The 19,388-nt window shown below is 65.5% G+C and carries 13 protein-coding genes; 6 read left to right on the top strand and 7 right to left on the bottom strand.

What is annotated here, in order from left to right; all coding sequences use genetic code 11:
• Nucleotides 1-80 precede the first annotated feature (80 nt).
• From ACSFCA_RS23595 to ACSFCA_RS23575, 5 genes are all read left to right on the top strand, one after another.
• Nucleotides 81-959, top strand: coding sequence for a LysR family transcriptional regulator (locus ACSFCA_RS23595; protein WP_435460977.1), 879 nt, complete (start codon nucleotides 81-83; stop codon nucleotides 957-959).
• A 441-nt stretch (nucleotides 960-1,400) separates the two neighbouring features.
• Entirely contained in the window at nucleotides 1,401-2,441 is a 1,041-nt protein-coding gene (locus tag ACSFCA_RS23590) for an OmpA family protein (RefSeq protein WP_435460976.1), read from the top strand.
• A 117-nt stretch (nucleotides 2,442-2,558) separates the two neighbouring features.
• Complete coding sequence (locus ACSFCA_RS23585; protein WP_435460975.1) at nucleotides 2,559-7,304, top strand: CapA family protein; 4,746 nt, start codon at nucleotides 2,559-2,561, stop codon at nucleotides 7,302-7,304.
• Nucleotides 7,301-8,245 (top strand): alpha/beta hydrolase family protein, encoded by a 945-nt coding sequence (locus tag ACSFCA_RS23580; RefSeq protein WP_258351119.1) that lies wholly within the window; start codon nucleotides 7,301-7,303, stop codon nucleotides 8,243-8,245. The genes ACSFCA_RS23585 and ACSFCA_RS23580 overlap by 4 nt, the downstream gene beginning before the upstream one ends.
• 24 nt (nucleotides 8,246-8,269) lie before the next feature.
• Nucleotides 8,270-9,340 (top strand): aldose epimerase family protein, encoded by a 1,071-nt coding sequence (locus ACSFCA_RS23575; protein WP_435460974.1) that lies wholly within the window; start codon nucleotides 8,270-8,272, stop codon nucleotides 9,338-9,340.
• Between the two features lie 25 nt (nucleotides 9,341-9,365).
• Here ACSFCA_RS23575 and ACSFCA_RS23570 read toward each other — a convergent pair whose 3' ends face one another.
• The 6 genes from ACSFCA_RS23570 to ACSFCA_RS23545 all read right to left on the bottom strand — a co-directional run bounded on the left by ACSFCA_RS23570 (nucleotide 9,366) and on the right by ACSFCA_RS23545 (nucleotide 17,355).
• Nucleotides 9,366-9,599 (bottom strand): hypothetical protein, encoded by a 234-nt coding sequence (locus tag ACSFCA_RS23570; RefSeq protein ID WP_143047712.1) that lies wholly within the window; start codon nucleotides 9,597-9,599, stop codon nucleotides 9,366-9,368.
• A 23-nt stretch (nucleotides 9,600-9,622) separates the two neighbouring features.
• On the bottom strand, nucleotides 9,623-10,585 hold the full coding sequence (locus ACSFCA_RS23565; RefSeq protein WP_435460973.1) for a T6SS immunity protein Tli4 family protein: 963 nt from the start codon (nucleotides 10,583-10,585) through the stop codon (nucleotides 9,623-9,625).
• 210 nt (nucleotides 10,586-10,795) lie between these two features.
• Nucleotides 10,796-11,758 (bottom strand): T6SS immunity protein Tli4 family protein, encoded by a 963-nt coding sequence (locus ACSFCA_RS23560; RefSeq protein WP_435460972.1) that lies wholly within the window; start codon nucleotides 11,756-11,758, stop codon nucleotides 10,796-10,798.
• Nucleotides 11,759-11,795: 37 nt separating this feature from the next.
• The gene (locus tag ACSFCA_RS23555) at nucleotides 11,796-13,631 is read right to left on the bottom strand and encodes an esterase/lipase family protein (RefSeq protein WP_435460971.1); all 1,836 of its coding nucleotides are present in this window, start codon (nucleotides 13,629-13,631) and stop codon (nucleotides 11,796-11,798) included.
• The gene (locus ACSFCA_RS23550) at nucleotides 13,631-16,216 is read right to left on the bottom strand and encodes a type VI secretion system Vgr family protein (protein ID WP_435460970.1); all 2,586 of its coding nucleotides are present in this window, start codon (nucleotides 16,214-16,216) and stop codon (nucleotides 13,631-13,633) included. Before ACSFCA_RS23550 ends, ACSFCA_RS23555 begins: the two co-directional genes overlap by 1 nt.
• A 200-nt stretch (nucleotides 16,217-16,416) precedes the next feature.
• On the bottom strand, nucleotides 16,417-17,355 hold the full coding sequence (locus ACSFCA_RS23545) for an SMP-30/gluconolactonase/LRE family protein (RefSeq protein WP_435460969.1): 939 nt from the start codon (nucleotides 17,353-17,355) through the stop codon (nucleotides 16,417-16,419).
• 133 nt (nucleotides 17,356-17,488) lie between these two features.
• On the opposite strand from ACSFCA_RS23545, the gene ACSFCA_RS23540 reads away from it, so the two are divergent.
• The gene (locus tag ACSFCA_RS23540) at nucleotides 17,489-18,262 is read left to right on the top strand and encodes an SDR family NAD(P)-dependent oxidoreductase (protein WP_435460968.1); all 774 of its coding nucleotides are present in this window, start codon (nucleotides 17,489-17,491) and stop codon (nucleotides 18,260-18,262) included.
• Between the two features lie 114 nt (nucleotides 18,263-18,376).
• Here the strand turns inward: ACSFCA_RS23540 and ACSFCA_RS23535 are convergent, their stop codons facing one another.
• Nucleotides 18,377-19,336, bottom strand: a complete 960-nt coding sequence (locus ACSFCA_RS23535) for a LysR family transcriptional regulator (RefSeq protein WP_258351111.1) — start codon at nucleotides 19,334-19,336, stop codon at nucleotides 18,377-18,379.
• Nucleotides 19,337-19,388 lie beyond the last annotated feature (52 nt).

Below are 19,388 nucleotides of genomic sequence, written 5' to 3'. Positions count from 1 at the left end.
AATGCCATTCGCTTCTTTGGACAGGGGTCTCCAAAAAAGCGAACAGACTGCGGCGGCCACCAAGCTCACAATCCGCTCTCATGGAGCTCTACCAACTCAAGACCTTCGTCGCCATCGCCAAGGAAGGCAGCCTGACCCGCGCCGCCGAGCGCGTGTTCACCAGCGCGCCGGCAGTAAGCGCCCAGCTCAAGGCGCTGGAAGACGAGCTCGGCGTGAAGCTGTTCGAGCGCACGCCGAAGGGCATGTCGCCCACCGAGGCCGGCCTCAGCCTGCTGGAAGAGGCCGAACGAACGCTGGCCTCCGCGTCGCGCATGCGCTCGGCGGCCGACCAGCTGCGTGGTGCGGCGCAGGGTGTGGTTCGCTTCGGCACCGTGGTCGACCCGGTGGCGCTGCGGCTCGGCGAGGTGCTGGTGAAGCTGGCGGAGCGCCATCCGCAGGTCGCGCTGCAGCTGAAGCAGGGCCTGTCGTACGAAACGCTGTCGGCAGTGCAGCGCGGCGATCTCGACTGCGCTTACGTTCTCAGCGACGGTGAGCAGATCGATGGGCTGGAGCTGCATCGCCTTGGCGTGATCGATCTCGTCGTGACCCTGCCGCTGCCGGTGGCCGAAGCGCACCCCGACCTCTCGCTAGATCAGCTCACGAACCTGCCGTGGGTGGGCACGCCGCCTTCGTGCATCCTGCGCGTGCATCTCGAGAAACTGTTCGCTGGCGCGGGCCGTGAATACCGCCAGGGCCGCACTGCCGATGGCGAGAGTGCCATCCGCAGCATGGTCGCGAGCGGCATGGGCGCGGGCCTGATGCGGCTCGACCAGGGGGAGCAGGGCGAGCGCAATGGCGAACTCGCGATCTGGAACGGATGGCGTTCGCACACGTGGTTGTGCTGGGTTGCGCCTGCTGAGGGCAAGCGGCCTGTTGCGGTCGATGCTGTGCGCAGTGCTGTGATGGAGGCTTGGGCCTGAGTCTTGGTGTTGTTCGTTCGGGGGCGCGCTCACGCCGACGGTGTGCTCTGCTCCGCGAATGTCCCCCGGCCTGCGGCCTCCTCCTTTATTTCGCTGCGCAGAGCACACCATCGACGTGATCGTTCAGAGCACTGGTTGATCGGCCAGCACAACAGCCGCGCCCATGTGCGAATGGCACCGGGTGCTCCCCGCAGCGAAATAAAGGAGGAGGCCGCAGGCCGGGGGACATTCGCGGAGGGGAGTACCCGGTGTCATTCGCACGCACCCTGAATGAACTGAACACACCCGAAGTCGGCGCTATTTGCACCCCCAGTGCCCATTCTTAAAAGCTTCTTCTTAACAGACATGCCAAACGGCTTATTGCCCGCGCAACGAGCCGCCGATACCTTCGAATCGCGCCTCATCCGAGGCGCGATTCGCATGGAAAACGGACAACCACACATGGCTCATTCACCCTCCGCGTTCCGGCCCAACTTCGGCCGGCGCCTGCAACAACTACTGGCGTGTGCCGCACTGCTCGCGACCGCCACCCTCGCATCGGCCGCCGAGCCCGCCAAAGACCACCCGCTGGTCGGTCGCTACGAAGGCTCGGTGATGGACGCCTTCCAGAGCAAGGACTACGACGAAGTCGGCCTGCTGCGCGAACCGATCCAGAACTGGGGCGACCCCGTGCCCAAGCCACGGCTGCTGCAAGTCGCGGGCAAGGTCTCGCTCTACTACTACCGCCTGCCCGACGGCCGCTCGCTGCTTGAAGTGCAACGCAACTACGAGGCCGCCCTCAAAGCCAAGGGCTTCCAGACACTGTTCGCGTGCGCCACCACCGACAGCAGCTGCTACAAGAAAGACCCCGACCGCGAAACGCCGTTCACCGACGTCTCGGTGCTGGCCAACACCATCGACACGCCCGAGTGGCCGATGATCGGCCGCGGCCGCCAGTTCGTGAGCAACTATTTCGACAACAGCGGCCGCTACCTGCTCGCGCAATATGACGGCCCCAACGGAAGGGTCTACGCCAGCATCGCGCTTGCCGAAGGCAACAGCCGCGGCAACTTTGCTTTCGTGCGCGTGGTCGAGAGCAAGGCGATGGAGTCCGACAAGATCGTCTTCGTCGATGCCACGGCCATGCAGAAGGGGCTGGCGGAGAACGGCCGCATCAGCCTCTACGGCATTCACTTCGACCTCGACAAGGACAGCATCAAGCCCGACTCGCAGCCCACGCTCGACGAGATCGCCAAGCTCATGCGCAGCAACCCGCAACTGCGCGTGCAGGTGGTGGGCCATACTGACGCGCAAGGCGAAGAGCCGCATAACGCCGACCTCTCGCGCCGGCGCAGCGTGTCGGTCATTGCTGCGCTTGCGAGGACGGGGCTCGATGCGCGGCGCTTCACTTCGCGCGGCGCCGGTTCCAAGGAGCCGGTGGCGCCGAACACCAACGAAGAAGGTCGCGCGAAGAACCGTCGCGTCGAGCTGCTGCGGCTGTAGCCGCGCGGTCAGTCGGCGGTCAGCTGACGGTCGTCAGATCGGGGCCGGCTTGCAGTCGGTTTCCATGGATTGCCGGGATGGCAGGCCACGCTTGGGCCTGTCATCATTCGCGGCTGCATGAATAACGACTCGAAGAATTTTCTTGCCGATCTGTTGAATCGCGCCAGACAAGCCCTGGCGGACCCGGCGGGTGTGCTGCCCGCGGCAACGCCCGCCACCGGCGAAGCAGGGTGCGTGGTGTTCCTTGCCACTGGTGAAGACGACAGCCGGGCTCGCGTGGTCTCGGGGCGCGGCGCAGACATCGATGCCGCATGGCGCGCCGCCACCGAGAAAGCCAGACGCACCGGCCAGACACCACTGCACCTGCGCGCCGAAGTGGTCGATAAGGTCACGCCCATGAGCTGGGCCGCGCTGAAGGCGAAGCTGGCCAAAACCAAGCGCAACTACTTCAACGAAGGCATCGCCTTCGATGCGCGCTTCGAGTTCGCGCTGCTCGCGCAGGAAATGCACGGCAGCGCGATCCTCTACAACGGCGACGTGGAGCATGCCGAGCCCAACACCGGCAACCTGCGCCTGCACTGCAAGCGTCGCTTCGGCCGCGAGATCGACTTTCCCGCGGACGACGCAGCGCCCGTCTGGTGCTTCACCACGCGGGCCGTGTACGTGGACGCGAAGGGCGCATGGCCCATCACCGCAGAAGGCCAGGCGGCCGGCTTTCGCGAGCTGCGCGAGTGGAACGCACAGCAGATCCACGCGCTGGTCGACAACGCCGGAAACTACCTCGCCGAACAGGTTCAGCCCACGGGCGAGTTCCACTACGGCTGGTTTCCCTGCTTCGACCGCGCCATCCCCACCTACAACACGCTGCGCCACGCCAGCTCCACCTACGCGATGCTGGAAGCATGGGAGTTCACGCGCAACAACACGCTCAAGGCAGCCATCGACCGCTCGCTGGCCTTCCTCACCGGCACGCTGATCCGCCCGGCCCATCTGCCGGACGGCACACGCGCTGCCTATCTGCTGGATATCGGCAGCGAGATCAAGCTCGGCGGCAACGCTGTGTGCCTGCTCGCACTGGTCAAGTACACCGAGCTCACCGGCGACAGGAAATACCTGCCGCTGCTGGAGCAGCTCGCGCTCGGCATCCGCCACATGCAGGACGCGGAGACGGGCAGCTTCGTGCACGTGCTGAATGCGCCCGCGCTCGACGTGAAGGACAGGTTCCGCGTCATCTACTACGACGGCGAAGCGGCCTTCGGTCTGATGCGGTTGTATGGCCTCACGCGCGACGAGCGCTGGCTCGCTGTCGTCGAGAAGGCCTTCGATCATTTCATTGCCGCCGAACACTGGCGCGCGCACGACCACTGGCTGAGCTACTGCGTCAACGAACTCACGCGCTACCGGCCCGAGACGCGCTACTACCAGTTCGGCCTGCAGAACGTGGCGGGCTATCTCGACTTCGTGCTGGAGCGCATCACCACCTTTCCCACGCTGCTCGAACTGATGATGGCCGCGCGCGACATGGTGCTGCGGCTCGAAGCCGACCCCGCATTGCGCCCGTTGCTGGCCGGGCTCGACCGCGACAAGTTCGATCGCGCGCTGGCGTACCGCGCGCGCTACCTCGCCAATGGCCACTTCTGGCCCGAGCTGGCGATGTTCTTCCGCAACCCGGCGCGCATTGCCGGCTCGTTCTTCATCAAGCACCACAGCTTTCGCGTGCGCATCGACGACGTGGAGCATTACCTCTCGGGGTATGTGGCGTACCACCGGATGCTGAAGGAGCGCGAGGCACAGCAAGACACGCAAGCAACAACAGCTACCGGCATCGTTGCCTGCGGCGGTGACGTGAATCTCTCGCGCCGCCAGCACTACCGATTGCACGAACTCGGCGGCGCGAAAAAGATGCTCGGCGGCATCGCCGCGCTGCGCGAGGCCGACCTGCGCATCGCGAACCTCGAATGCGTGGTCGCCACCGTCGGCGAGCAGGGCGTCGACAAGGACGAGACCGCGCCCTACTACTACCGCGCCCGCCCCGAAATGCTCGCGGTGCTGACCGAGGCCGGCATCGGCATGGTCACCACCGCCAACAACCACAGCGGCGACTACGGCCCCGATGCGCTCATGGAGCAGCAGGGCCTGCTGGACGCCGCGGGCATCGCTCATGCCGGCACCGGCCGCACGCTGGAGGCCGCGCTGCGGCCGGCGTTCCGGCGCGCGGGCGGCTTGCGCGTGGCGCTGTTTTCGCTCGACGCCACGCAGCCGGAATTTGCCGCCACCGCCGAGCGTGCGGGCGCCGCGTGGCTGCCACTGGACGACCCGGCCGCGTGGACCGCCACGCTCGTGCCGCGCATCGAGGCCGCGCGCCGCGAAGCCGACGTGGTGCTGGTGGCGGTGCATTGGGGCGCCAACCTCGAGACCGAACCCACGCAAGCCGAGATCGCCGTCGGCCACGCCATCGTCGATGCCGGCGCGGACGCGATCCTCGGTACTTCGGCGCATGTGCTGCAGGGCATCGAGATCTATCGCGGCCGGCCGATCCTGCATGACGCCGGTGACCTGCTGTTCGACTCGGTGCGCAACGACTTCGGGGACTCGGGCGTGTTCTCGCTGACGCTGGGCCCGCGCGGCGTCGAGGAGGTGATGTTCACGCCCATTGGCATCGGCTTCGGCTTCTCGCGCCAGCTCGAAGGAGACAAGGCCCAGGCTTTGAGCGAACGCTTTGCTGCGCAATGCCGCGCGCTTGGCACGGAGATGCTGCCGGTGTCTGGCGGCCGTTGCATGGTGCGACTGTCGCCGCCCGAGCGGCCTGCCTTCCAGCCCGACCTGGCCTCCGCAGCCGCTCCGGTCTTCAGCCCGGCGCCTGTCGTTGAGCGAGTGCATGTGCCACGGCCCGAATGGCTGGTCGACGTGGTGCCCGACGACGCGCGCATCACGCCGCTGCAGATCGGCCCGCTGCGCCTCGTGGGCCTGCGCTGCACGCCGCGGCAGATCGTCGGGCGCCGCATACTGTGGGTCGAATCTTTCTGGACCGCTGATGAGGCCGTCGCGGCCGACCTGCGCTTGTACTTCCGCGCGATGCCGATGCGCAGCACCCGCATGCCGCCCTGGGGCGAGAGCATGGATCACGACCCCTGCGACTGGATGTGGCCCACCAGCCGCTGGGAGCCCGGCCGCATCTACCGCGACCGCTACGGCCTGCGCCCGCCGCGCGGCAGCTTGCTCGAAAGTGACGTGCTGCAGCTCGAAGTGAGCGTGCGCGGCGACTTGCCCGACCTGCCGCCCGCACGTCGTCTCGCGCTGTGGTGCGGCCTGCGCGTGCCGGACGCTCCCACGCCGCTGCCGGAACGCGCCGCGCCCGTGCTCATGGCCGACCGCCCCGGTGCGGGCCCCGACCCCGCGCCTGTGTGGACTGCCGAGCAACTGAAAAAAGCCACGCGTGGCCGCTGGCTCGTCGAGCCGCCGCCGGGCTGGTTCGCCAACTCGGTGGTGCGCGGGCCGGTCCACATGGAACTGCTGCCGAAGCCCTCGCTCTTCATCGCCTCCGACTACCGCACACTGGCCGCGCACGAGAACTACAGCAAGCCGCGCACCGACAACTGGGACCGCCACCTCGAATTGCCCCGCCTGCACTCCGAGCTGGCAGGCGCCGTGGTCGCGCACGCGGTGGACGGGCTCGATCCGGCCTTCCCGCTGCTGCAGGTGGACGACCCCATTGCCGCGATGCTCGCCATGGGCGCTGCCGCGCGGTCGCGCTACAAGGGCTTGATGGTGGGCGTGACCGGCACGGTAGGCAAGTCGTCCACCATCGCGATGCTGCGCGACCTGCTGCCCGAGCGCGCGCGCGTGCACACCACCATCGACAACTACAACTCGCGCGTCGGCGTGCCCGCCATGCTGGCCAACCTCGGGTCCGACGTGGATGTGTGCATCCTCGAAATGGCGCAGAGCGGGCTGTGGATGGACCGCGGCCCGATCTCGCTGGTGGCGCGGCCGCACGTGGCACTCATCACAGAGATCGGCCTGTCGCAGACGCGCCAGGCCTCGACGCTGGAGCTCACGGCCGAATACAAATCGCGCATCTTCCTGGGGCTGGAGCCCGGCGGCGTGGCGATCGTGCCCGATCACATTGCCTGCCTGCAGCAGGTGGTGGCAGCGGCCGCGCGCACGGCGGGCGCCATCTGGGTGGTGGGCACCGGGCCCGACGCCAACGTGCGCATTGTCGACACCCGGCCCGAGCCCGGTGGCGGCTGCCGCGTGCGCATTGCCGTGCCGGGGCGCACGCTGGAGTACCTGTTCCCGGTCGAGAGTGCGGGGCTGGTGCGCAACTCGGCGCTCGCGTTCGCGGCTTTGCTGGCCATGGGCTTCGATGGCGAAGCCGCCTGCGCGCGCATGCCGCATGTGCGCCTGCCGGCCTCGGTGATGCAGGTGCGCGCGCTGCGCACGCAGGCCGGCGTGCAGGCCACGCTGATCGACGACAGCTGGAACGCCGAAGTCATGTCGATGCACAACGCAATGGAGTTCGTGCGCACCTGGAAGCGCGCGGAGAGCAACGGCCCCGTGGTGCGCAAGATCGGCGTGCTCGGGCGCATCGTCAACCTCGACAACGACGCCGAGGCCATGCACCGCAGCCTGGCCGCGCCGCTGCTGGCATCAGGCATCCAGCACCTCGTGACGCACGGCGAAGAGATGCGCTGGCTGCGCGAGGAAGTGCCCACCGAACTGCTCGGCCCGCACTTCGACAACGCCGTGCAGCTCGCGAACTACCTCGAAGGCTTCTTGCGCGACGGCGACCTGGTGCTGGTGAAGGGCGACCGCGACCGATCCGACTTCGGTAGCATCCCCGCACTGCTGCAACGGCTATGACCAAACCGGGCCTCTTCTTTTTGCGGTGCGCGCGTGGCGCCCTCGTGCTGCTCGCGCTGGCGCAGGCCGCCTGCGCGCAGCGCACCGGCCCCGACGTGCCTCGGCCCTTTGCCGCGGCCAACGACGAAGTGCTGCACTGGAACCAGCCCGCCGACCGCGCCAGTTGCCCCGACCGCAACAGCTACCTGTGGGTGCAGACCGCAGAGGGCCCCGCCTGCATCCGCTACTTCGCGAGCGACGACATCGAGGGCGCGCGCATCGCCATCGTGCAGTTCTCGGGCGACCGCGACAGCGTGATGGACCAGGCGCCCACGCGCATTCCCGATAACACCGAAGACCTGCGCACGCTCGATGCGCAGCGCAGCCGCGATCGAGCGGGCGTGCCGTGGATCTTCGTGGCGCGGCCCGGCACGTACGGATCGTCGGGCGACCACCGCAAGCGCCGGCAGCTGGTGGAGTTTCACGCACTCGATGCGGCACTCGACGCGCTCATGCAGCGCCACAGGCTGCAGCGCATCGTCATCGTCGGCCACAGCGGCGGCGCCACCGCAGGCGCTGCGCTGCTCACGCTAGGCCGCACGCGCGTGGCCTGCGCGGTGCTGACTTCGGGCGCCTACGGCCTGCTGGAGCGCGCGCGCATGCTGGGCCGCTCGAGAGACGGTCGCACCGACACCACGGGCAGCACGCAGTTCTACGACCCGATGGACCATGTCGTCGGCATCGTGCGCGACCCGGCGCGACGCATCGTGCTGATCGGCAATCGCGAAGACAGGAACACGCCCTTCGCGCTGCAGGAGCGCTTTGCCGACGCCGTGTCCAAGGCCGGCCATCGCATCGAACTGCGCACGCACGCCGCCGAGCCGCCCGACTACCATGACCTCAAGGACCGCATCGCGCTGCGCACCGCTTCGCAGTGCGCGCGCGAGGCGTTGTTCCCCTAAACAATTCCGGCAGGCAGGAGACACATGAGCAACAGCATCACATCGCGCGAGTTCGGCCGCATGCCCGACGGCCGCGCCGTCACCGAATACACCCTGGACAACGGCCGCGGCCTGAGCCTGAGTGCCATCAACCACGGAGGCATCGTCACCGCATTGCGCGTGCCCGACCGCGATGGGCACAGCGCGAACATCGTGCTGGGCTTGCCGACACTCGCCGACTACCGCAAGCCGCATCCGCACTTCGGCACCATCGTCGGACGCTTCGCGAACCGCATCGCGGCGGGGCGCTTCACGCTCGACGGCACGGTGCATCAGCTGGGGCTGAACGATGGCGTCAACTCGCTGCACGGCGGCGCCAAGGGCTTCGGCACGCGCTTCTGGGAGATCGTGCCGCTGTCGGCGCAAGAGGCCGGCGACGACATCGCCATCGAGCTGCGCTACACCAGCGCCGACGGCGAAGAAGGCTACCCCGGCGAGGTACAGCTGACGGTGCGCTACACGCTGAGCGCGAACGCCAACACATGGCGCATCGACTACAGCGCCCTGACCGACAAGCCCACCGTGCTGAACCTGAGCCACCACGACTACTTCAACCTCGCGGGCAGCGGCTCGGTGATGGACCACCGGCTGACGATTCCCGCGAGCCGTTATTGCCCAGTGGATGCGACGCTGATTCCGACAGGCATCGCCGACCTGGCTTCGACGCCGTTCGACTTTCGTACTGCAACGCACATCGGAGAGCGCATCCGCGAAGACCACGAACAGTTGCTGCTTGCGCATGGCTACGACCACAACTGGGTGCTGGACCGTGCTCAGGTCGATCGCGGCCTTGCTCTGGCGGCACGGCTGGAGCACGAGGCCACAGGCCGCGTGATGGAAGTGCATACCAGCGAGCCCGGCGTGCAGTTCTATTCGGGCAATTTTCTCGACGGAAGCCTCATGGGCAGCGCGGGTGCAAGTCTGCGGCAGGGGGACGGGTTGTGCCTGGAGACGCAGCACTATCCGGATTCACCGAATCAGCCTGGGTTTCCGTCTACGGTGCTGCGGCCGGGGGAGGTGTTTCGCAGTGCGACGGAGCACCGCTTCTTCGCGTGAAGCCATCGCCGCAATCTGAATCACTTCACAGAGCCTCGAGCGGTCCGCGACGGCTGGAAATCGGATGTGCTGTTGGTTGCCACAGCCTGTTGGCCACGAACTGCGCCGCATGCGCTGGCTCGGCATAGGCCAGCACCACAGGGCAAAAGGGCAATGCAGCCATGGTCCCTACGGCCTGCAAGGCACGCCGGCGCGAAAGAGTCGAGGCCGCCTTCGGGTCAGACGGAGCGTCACCCGTATTCATGATGTTTTTCGTCATTGATTGATTCCTCCCTGATCTGCTCACTTGATTGCCACCGCATCGGCAGGTGCACCTGGCACCGCCACGCGGAACTTCAGGCCGTCGAGCAGCTTGTCCCACAGCGCGATGGCCTCTTCGTCGTTGAGCGAAGAGGCTTTGGCTGCACCGATGCGGTCTGCCTGGACCTTGGTGCGCATCGTCACGCTCAGATTGCCGGGGCGCGCGACGCTGCCGCCGTTCTCGCCGATGAACATCCACTCGAAGTCCTGCGTGCCATCGGGACGGCGCACCAGAGACTCTTCGCCGTCCCAGCCGTGGACCTTCTTCTTGCCCTCGCGCAAGGTTGTGAGCTTGGGGTACCTGCTGCCCGTCTCGCGCTTCTGGTCGGCGATGAGTTTGAGCAGGCCGTCGGTGTTGCCAGAAAACTTGGCGTTGATGGTCTGGTTGCTCTCGACGCTGAAGACGACGTCGGGCAATGCAGCCATGTGGAGGCCGACTTGCGTCAGTACGTTGCCTTTGGAGCCATCCAGTCGACGGAATCCGAACTCGTGGCATAGCCCTTGTTCGGTAGGTACTTCGTCGGGTTCACGAGCGCGCAAGTTTTTTGCGACATCAACGGTTCGTTGAAGGATCGAATCCGCGGTTGTGTTTGAGCTCTTTGCCGTCGCACCTCCTCCGACAAAGATGTGCGATCCTACGATGTAGTAAACAACAAAGCCCTCCAGTTCACGTTTCTTCGCAAACTTGTCTTCGTACGATCGAATCAGCCATGTGTTCGGCGCTGGTCCCTTGCCGAAGTAGGTGATTTCGGCCGTCTTGTATGCCGCCAGAATCTTCGCCCGTTCGGCATCCATCACCTTCTCGATGTCCTTGGCTTGGTTGGGTAGGGTCGGGAAGTCGCGCCCAAAGGCCAAGCGCGAGTCCACAGGGGCTGTCAGTACATAGCGTCCGAAGCACAGCAGCTTGGTGTGCTCGAACAGCCGTTCAATGCGAGGGTTCGTCATTGACATGTCGATCAGAGGGGCGCGTCCCAATGCGCGGGGCATCGTCCATGGGACTCCACAGCACATTGCTCGATGGTCCAGTTAGTCCGGCAATGGTCTTAAGTCGCGCGAGCGCTGGAATAGGCAGCGCCCCCATCGCCACGGCGCCCGTCGCTAGTTGCAGCGCCTTGCGTCGTGTCGGGTGTTGCTTCGATGTCATCGTGGACGTCCTCATCTGATCGCTACCGCATCGGCAGGCGCACCCGGCACCGCCACGCGGAACTTCAGGCCGTCGAGCAGCTTGTCCCACAGCGCGATGGCCTCTTCGTCGTTGAGCGAAGAGGCCGCGGCCGCGCCGACGCGGTCTGCCTGGACCTTGGTGCGCATCGCCACGCTCAGATTGCCGGGGCGCGCGACGCTGCCGCCGTTCTCGCCGATGAACATCCACTCGAAGTCCTGCGTGCCGTCGGGGCGGCGCACCAGCGACTCTTCGCCGTCCCAGCCGTGAATCTTCTTCTTGCCCTCGCGCAAGGTTGTGAGCTTGGGGTATCTGCTGCCAGCCTCGCGCTTGCGGTCGGCGATGAGTTTGAGCAGGCCGTCGTTGTTGCCGGGGAAGTTGGCGTTGATGGTCTGGTTGCTTTGGACGCTGAAGACCACGTCAGGTAGTGCCGCCATGTGGAGGCCAACTTGCGTGAGCACGTTGCCTTTGGAGCCATCCAGTCGACGGAAGCCGAACTCGTGGCAAAGACCTTGTTCGGTAGGCACTTCGTCGGGTTCACGGGAGCGGAGGTTCTTCGCAGTCTCCACTGCATCCTTGAGCAAATAGTCGACGCTTATGTTTTGGCTCTTGGCTGTTGCATCACCATCCAGAAAAATATGTGGCCCAACGACATAGTAAAAATGGAACTCTTCCAATTCCAGCTCTTTTGCTGACACGTTCTCGAACGAGCGAATTAACCACGTGGTCGGAGTCGGCCCCTTGCCAAAATAGGTGATCTCAGCTGTTTTGTCCGCCTTCAAGATCTTCTTCCTCTCGGACTCCATCACCTTCTCTATGTCGTTGGCTTGATTAGGCAAGGTTGGGAAGTCTCTGCCGAAGGCCAGGCGCGACTCCACAGGTGCCGTCAATACATAGCGCCCGAAGCACAGCAGTTTGGTGTGCTCGAACAGTCGCTCGATGCGAGGGTTTGTCATCAGGTTGTTTCCTTGTTCATGATTGGAGTGGGGCACTTCAGTCCTTCTTGTCCCACCACGGTGGATCGAACTCGTTGGCGATGCGCACGATGCCGTAGAGCGTCGAGGCACCGGCATCCAGGTTCTTGTAGCTGTCTTGATGGTCGTATCCGCGCTGGGTGAACTTGACCTTGGCCTTCACTTTGCTCGCACTGCGCTCCACCGGGACCGTGCCATCGGCCGCGGCAATGGGCGGCTGAAGTTTCAATATGAGTTCCACGCCGTAGTTACCACGCACCTTCAGCAGGCCTGTCTTGTTGTCACCCTTCTCACCGGGCACGATCGTCCAGTTCGCCGGGTCACCCGCCTTCGCCGCATCCCCATCAACAACGCGCCATGACACCTCGTTCCAGGCCAAGTGCTTTGGATCGTTGCCGTAGTGGGCATAGGTACGCTCATGGAACGTGTTCTCGATGGCGTTGGCGAATCTCATCGCCTCCCTGACGCGCTTCATCGTTGCTTCTGGGCCTATCTGGTTCTTGGTCTTGCCTCCTTCTTTCGGAGGCTTTCTGAGTTGCCCAGCCGGATCAATCCACTCCGGATTGATCAATCGCCACCACTTCTGCGGCCCCTGCGTATAGATTTCGTCCACCGCATTGCCCTGGGGGAGCTTGGCCAGAAAGTTGCCGTTCTGATCCTGTACGTGCAGCCACTGTGTTCCGTAGGCGGCCGCAGGCAGTAGTTCCAGTCCGCCCTGCGCATTGGCCAGCACGGCAGTCACCTTTGCGCCATCGTCCCCGAGCACGCCTTGGATGATGTTGTCCTCGAAGCCGCCGCCCTCGAAGCCCGCGCGCATGCGCTTGTAGGCCGCCGCTGCGCCGGTCGTGGGCATCACGCCGTGGACGATGCCCAGCACCTTGCTTTTGATGTTGCCGTAGTCGGGATGAATCAGCGCGCGTGCCAGGATGCCGCCCATGCTGTGGGTCACGAGGATCACACCCGGGCAGTCGAAGCCGTTCTCGTTGTACGTCTGTATGAGTTTTTCGATCCTGGGTGCCAGTGACCTGGCCTCGTCGCCGTTGCTCTTGAGCCAGTTGTAGCCAAAGGCGTGCACTGGGTACCAGCAGTTGCCGATCTTCTTGATATCGGCCTCGGTCAGCGCTGCCGCCCCCGTGGCGCCGAAGGCCGAGGGGTCGCGCATGACCGCGCGTTCGGACCGTACCGGCCCGGGGTGGTTGCCTGCGGAAGTCCAGATCGGAGAGAGCTTTGCGTTTGCGCCGTGGCCTCGCAGCATGTCGTTGAGCTGGTACTCCATGCGCTTAATGATGTCGCCGTAGGCCTTGAACATCACCTCGCTCCAGCCGCGCGCGCGGGCCTTCTGCGCGGCCGTGAAGCTCAGCCTGTTGTTCGCCAGCGGATGGTTCGGGTCGGCCTTGGGGTCGTCGATCAGCAGCTTTCCGACGCGACCCAGATCGTCGGGCACGTTGTCGTGGCGCTTGTCGGAGCTGACGGTAGCGTCGCCCGTGGCATCGAAGCGACCGGTGCCGTCGTCGGTGACTTCATAGCGGTCAACTTCCACTTCGTCGGGGTCCAGGCGCATCTGGCGGTCGGCCGGTTCGGCGTTGCGTCGGTTCCAGCCGTCCGCAATATCGTCGGGTCGCCAGGCGATGTTGTCGCTGCGCTTGAGCAATGCCTGTCGCGCCTTGGATAGCCGCAGGTTGCTGCCCATGATGCCGGGCAGTAACACGATGGGGATGAGCTTGCCCGGCGGAACGCGCACGCGCACCTTGCGTTTGTCGGCCACGGGTGTCGTGACAACGGCCACATCCGCGAAGCCACCTATACCGAGGCTGAGATCCAGCCAGATGTCTTCTTCTTTGCCTTGAACAGCCATTATTTCTTCCTCCCCATCCAGAGCACTCTGTAGACCTCGGGACTATCAGAGCGCTGCAATTGCGTGGTGCCGTCGGCGCCGGTGATTGCACCGGAGGCGTTCGTGTGTGCGCGGGGAAGCCCGGCGGCATCGGATGAGGCCATGGGCTCCGGCGTCGGCGATTCGTCGCCGCGTGTGAGCCTGAAAACCTGCTTGGCTGCAGCCGTGTTCTCCTCGTCGAGTTGATGGAAGATGAGCTCCCGATCGAAAGCCGCCTTCACATCCCGGTTCACAACGTCAGGTGTGCGCCTGGCCGGCCCCATCAGGCTGTGGGTCGCCGCATGCTCGCGCCACAGCCCACTGGTGCCGTGCACGATGCCCTGCGCGTTCCAACGGCTGAAGCTGGAGCCGCCAGTGATCAGCACTTCTTCCTTGGCCGTGATCGTGATGCGCTCAGCCTCGAGCTTGATGTTGAGTCTGCCCAGGAGGTTGATGCTGTTGCGCAGGGCCTGGACGTCGATATCCGCATTGCCGGCAATCAGGCGGATGCCGGCCTTGAAGGCGAACAGGCGCACCGCATCCCTCGCGCTTGCAAGAAAGCTCTTGCCTGCGCTGATGCTGGTGTGCCCGCCGCTGGTGAGCGCGTTGTGCCCCATGCTGGCAATGTGCGTCGAGCCGTGCGCCGTGGCCTGGATGCCTGCCGGGCTGGCCAGCGTCAGGTGCGGTTGCCGGAATTCGGGGAACTGGCCTTGCTCCGGGTCGATGCCGCTTCCCCTGATGGCATCGTTCTGTTCCTTCAGTTTCCGGGCCACTTCGTCCTGATCGCCCGAGTCGTGCGCCTTGGCCTCCTGCGCCATCTGGCTCAGGCCTTCGTGCAGGTCGCGCCCCTGCGTGAGCCGCGCCACTGTCTCGCGCATGTCGGTGATGTGCGCCTGCGCGTTCGGGCGCGATTCGGTGGTGACGAGCAGGCCGGCCGTGGCGCGAATGGCGCCGTGCCCATCGGTGCGCAGCTCGAAGCCCTGGCCCCGGTCGTCTTCGCGCCCAGCCGTACCCTCGATGCGGCCGATGTGCCCCAGGCTGATGCTGCTGCTCAGGTGGTCGCTCTTGAGCTGGGCCTGTACCTTGCCGCTTGTGTCGTCGAGCGCCAGATGGTTGCCGCGCTCACCGCCGCCGAGTTCGCGGCTGCGGTAGCCGGCCAGATGCTTCTGGTGGGGCAGGGCCCATGCCGGCATCCGGTCGGCGTTGTGCACGCGGCCGATGACGACGGGGTAGTCCGGGTCGCCGTTGAGAAAGTCGACGATTACCTCCTGCCCGATGCGCGGCAGCGCCACCTCGCCGAAGTTCGCGCCTGCCCAGCTTGAGGACACGCGCATCCAGCAACTGGAGTTCTCGTTGTTCTGGCCGATGCGGTCCCAGTGGAACTGCACTTTGATGCGGCCGTACTGGTCGGTCCAGATCTCCTCGCCGGACGGGCCGACCACGACGGCGGTCTGTGGGCCGTGGGTGCGGGGCTTGGTCGTTGTGCGACGGGGCCGCCACGGATTGCTCGTGGGCTGCACGTCGAAGGCGAAACGCTGGACGGAGCCTTCGGAGGTCTGCGTGCCTTCGGTGGCCCTGAGGTTTTCCTGAAGGTCGTAGCTCACGCCGAGCAGCAGGTATTGCCGGTTCTGATCGGTGCGGGGATGCTCTGCCAGGCGCATGGTGAAACCCGGCGCAAGGTCGCGCCTGTTGGAGCGGCCACTTGCGCGGCTGCGCTCGCTCAGCTGTTCTTCGTTGCGGATGGCCGCATAGGCTTCACCGTCTGCGAGCCGGGTGTAGCCGCCGGGCCACTCGTACAGCTCGTAGCGGTCGTGGTCGTGGCCGCCTGGCTTGTGCTGCGACTGGCTCAGGTCTGCCTTGGGGTGCAGGTCGTCGTAGTCGTCGTGCAGGAAACGGCCGGACCGGACTTCTTCGCAAGCTGCCCATTCGTAGATGCGCTCGCCTGCATCGAGGCCGCCGGTCATGCCGGCTTGTTCGTCGATATGGAAACGGAGCTCTTCGCCGCCGGGCAGCGGCCCGTGCGAACTGGCGATGTCGTCGGCGAAGACCAGCACGTGCTGCCCTTCTTCGTGGCGGAAGAAGTAGTACAGGCCCTCGTGTTCGCAGAGCCGGGAGATGAAGTCGAAGTCGCTCTCTCCGTACTGCACGCAGTAGTCCCAGCGCCGGTAGTCGCGGCTGAGCTTCTGCTCGAGCGGGTAGTCGTAGCGCTCCAGCACGGCTGTGATGATCTCGGGAACGCTCTGGTCCTGGAAGATCCTGAAATCACTGCGGCGCGTGGCCAGCCACAGCCATGGGCGCAGCTGCATCCTGTAGAAGCAGTGTCGGTCGTCTTCGCGCGCAAGACCGAATCTGGTGACGATGCCGTCGAGGTATCGCACTCCGCCGCGTTCGGTCTTGATGGCAACGCTGGCGGACTTGCCCAGCATCGCATTCGGATCAATTGCGTTGTCGCTGCCCAGCAGGTCGAGGTCGAAGCTGTAGAGCTGGCTCAGTGCCTCGCGGCCCGCAAGGCGGTGGAATTGAATTGCATCGCCCGCAGGCGTGCGGATGCTTACCCGCCGCTTCATGGCAGCAGGGCGCGCACGTGCGCGCCGTCGAAGTTGGACATTGGGCTCCCTGGATAGTGATCGCCTCTCGTGCCGAGGGCGAAGAACTTGTTTGGGCGGGATTCTGGGAGCCCATGTGCCAACGGCAATGACACCGCATCAGGTGTCTGCGCTTTGCGTGAACTAGTGCGCGATCATTCTTTCGTGCATAGAGAGGTGCTCTAGCCTGCGAACAGCGCCGCTGGCACGCCGGGGCTGTCGATGCGCACCTTGAACAACCCACCCGCCAGCGGCTCGGCCGCCTGCTGCTCTGCAGTGAGCCCGTTGCGTGCAGTCGTGATGTAGAGCGTGCGCAGATCGGCGTCGCCGAAAGCGCAGTCGGTGACGTGGCTCGCGGGCAGCGCGATGCGGCACAGCTCGGCTGCGCTCACCGGGTCATGGCACGTTACGCAGGAGCCGCCCCAGTGCGCGATCCATAAGCGGCCGGCCGCGTCGGTGGTCATGCCGTCGGGCAGGCCATCGGGTTTCGGAAAGCGGTGCCACACGCGCCGGTTCGACACGGTGCCGGCTTCCATGTCGAAGTCGTAGGCGTAGAGATTGTTCAGCACCGTGTTGTTGAAGTACATGGTGCGGCCGTCGGCCGACCACGTCGGGCCGTTGGTCACTTCGAAGCCGTCGTCGTGCTTTGTGCAGCGGCCGTCGGCGTTGTAGCGGTAGAGCGCGCCGGTGGGGGCCTTGCAGTCGAAGTCCATGCTGCCGGCCCAGAAGCGGCCACGAGCGTCGCACTTACCGTCGTTGAAGCGGTTGCCGGTGCGCTCGGGTTCGGGCTGGTGCAGGTAGTGCGGCTTGGCGCCGGCACCAGGCAGCTGTGTCGTGTCGAAAAGCGCGAAGCCGCGGCGCAGCGTGAGGATCAGGCCCGGCGCCGTTGCGCGCTCGGAAATCGCGGTGATCTCTTCGTCGAAGGTCCAGGCCCGTCGTGCACCGTCGGCGGGGCGAAACCAGAACAGGCGCGGCGTGAGGATGTCGATCCAGTAGAGCGCCTGTTCGCGCTGCGACCAGAGCGTGCCCTCGCCGAGCTCGGCGCCGGCGGGCCAGATGCATTCGGGCTCGCCTGCGACCGAAGGCGCGGGCAACGGGAGGGAGGGGCTTGTCTCTTTCATTTGTTCTTTCCTTGTGATGTCTTCTTGACGCGGCGGATCGTATCAAGGCATATTGATAACGGAAATTGAAAATACTGGCATCAACTGATATTCATATTGCAATGTCGTGTGATGCGTACCTCGGAGACTTTTCTTGAATTCCCCCCAGCTTTCCATTCATCCCAGCCTGAAGGACCGCACGGTGTTCGTCACCGGTGGCGGCAGCGGCATCGGTGCGGCCATCGTCGCCGCATTCGCGGCGCAGGGCGCGCGCGTGGCCTTCGTCGACATTGCCGAGGGCGCCAGCGCGGCGCTCGCGCAGCAGATCAAGGAGGCCGGCCACGCGGCGCCATGGTGGCGCGCCTGCGACGTGCGCGACATCGCCTCACTGCAGAAGGCCATTGCCGACGCAGCAGCCGAACTCGGCGACTTCGCGGTGCTGGTCAACAACGTGGCAAGCGACGACCGCCACACGCTCGAATCGGTCACGCCCGACTACTACGACAACCGCATGGCCATCAACGAGCGGCCCGCGCTGTTCGCGATCCAGTCGGTGGTGCCGGGCATGAAGCGGTTGGGCTTCGGCTCGGTGGTCAACCTGGGCTCGACGGGCTGGCAGACCAAGGGCTCGGGCTACCCCTGCTATGCAATCGCCAAGTCGTCGGTGAACGGCCTCACGCGCGGGCTCGCGGTGGATCTGGGGCGTGACCGTATTCGCATCAACACCGTGTCGCCCGGCTGGGTGATGACCGAGCGGCAGGTGAAGCTGTGGCTCGATGAAGAGGGCGAGAAGGCCTTGCAGCGCAACCAGTGCCTGCCCGACAAGCTGATGCCGGAAGACATCGCGCGCATGGTGCTGTTCCTCGCGTCTGACGACGCGAAGATGTGCACCGCTCAAGAGTTCACCGTCGACGCAGGCTGGACGTAATCAGGCACTCCCCCAGGCTTCGCGCACTTCGTGTCGCTTCGCCAACCCCCTCGCCGGGGGCAATGCCAGCGGCCCGGCAAAGCCGGTTCCGCGGCATTCCGCGAATGAATCCGGTCAATCGATTTCGAGTTTGCGTCCGTAGACGCTCATGCTGGCTGTCTTCAGCGCCTTCATCATCACCTTCGCCGCCGGCGACAGCAGCCGGTCGGTGCGCGTGATGATGCCGAAGGCGTCCATGTGGCAGGGCATGTCCAGCGGCAGCAGCGACACGATGCCGTGCGCGGCGTAGTAGCGCGCCACGTCGGTCGCCAGCACGGCCACCATGTCGCTCTGCTGCAGCATGCGCGTGATGAAGAGCAGGGCAGGGCTCTCGATGGTGTTGGTCGGCGGCGCCAGGCCTTCTTCCTGGAACATCAGCTCGAAGCGGTGGCGCAGCACGCTGCCCGCGGGCGGCACGATCCAGCCGGCGCTCACCACGTCGCGCAGCGTGAGCCCGCTCACGCCCAGCAGCGGATGGCCCGGCCGCACCAGGGCGCACACCGGCTCTTCGCTTAGCGCCTCGTAGCGCAGCTGCGACTTGTCGTGCTCGGCGAAGAGGCGCGCCACCAGGATGTCGAGCTTGCCCTGCTCGAGCCGCTCGATCAGCACCGGGCTGGTCTCGATCTCCAGCGACACGCGCAGATCGGGCTGTTCGCGCTTCACCATCGCCACGGCGGGCGGCATCAGCGTGAGGCCCGGAGCGGTGATGGCGCCCACGCTCACCTGGCCGAAGCGGCCGGCCTTGAGCGCGGTGAGTTCGTCGTGCGCCTGGTTCAGGCTCGCGAGCGCGACGCGGGCGTGGCGGATCATGGTCTCGCCGTACCAGGTCGGGCGCATGCCGCGCGGCAGGCGGTCGAACAGCGGCACCTCCAGCACGTCTTCCAGGTCTTTCAGCAGCTTGGAGGCGGCGGGCTGCGTCATGTTGAGCACCTGCGCCGCGCGGTGGATGTTGCCTTCCTCGGCCAGGGCCACGAGCAGCAGCAGTTGCCGGGTCTTGAGCCGGGCGCGGATGAACCAGTGGTTGTAGTTGGTCATGTCTCTTGAAACGAAGGACTGATCGGGTTTTCCAGAATCCGATGATCGATAT

The sequence above is a fragment of the Variovorax multivorans genome (assembly GCF_051216835.1).
GTDB lineage: Bacteria > Pseudomonadota > Gammaproteobacteria > Burkholderiales > Burkholderiaceae_C > Variovorax.
Note: the sequence above shows the minus strand (reverse complement) of the source record. Positions and strands in the feature narration are given on the sequence as shown.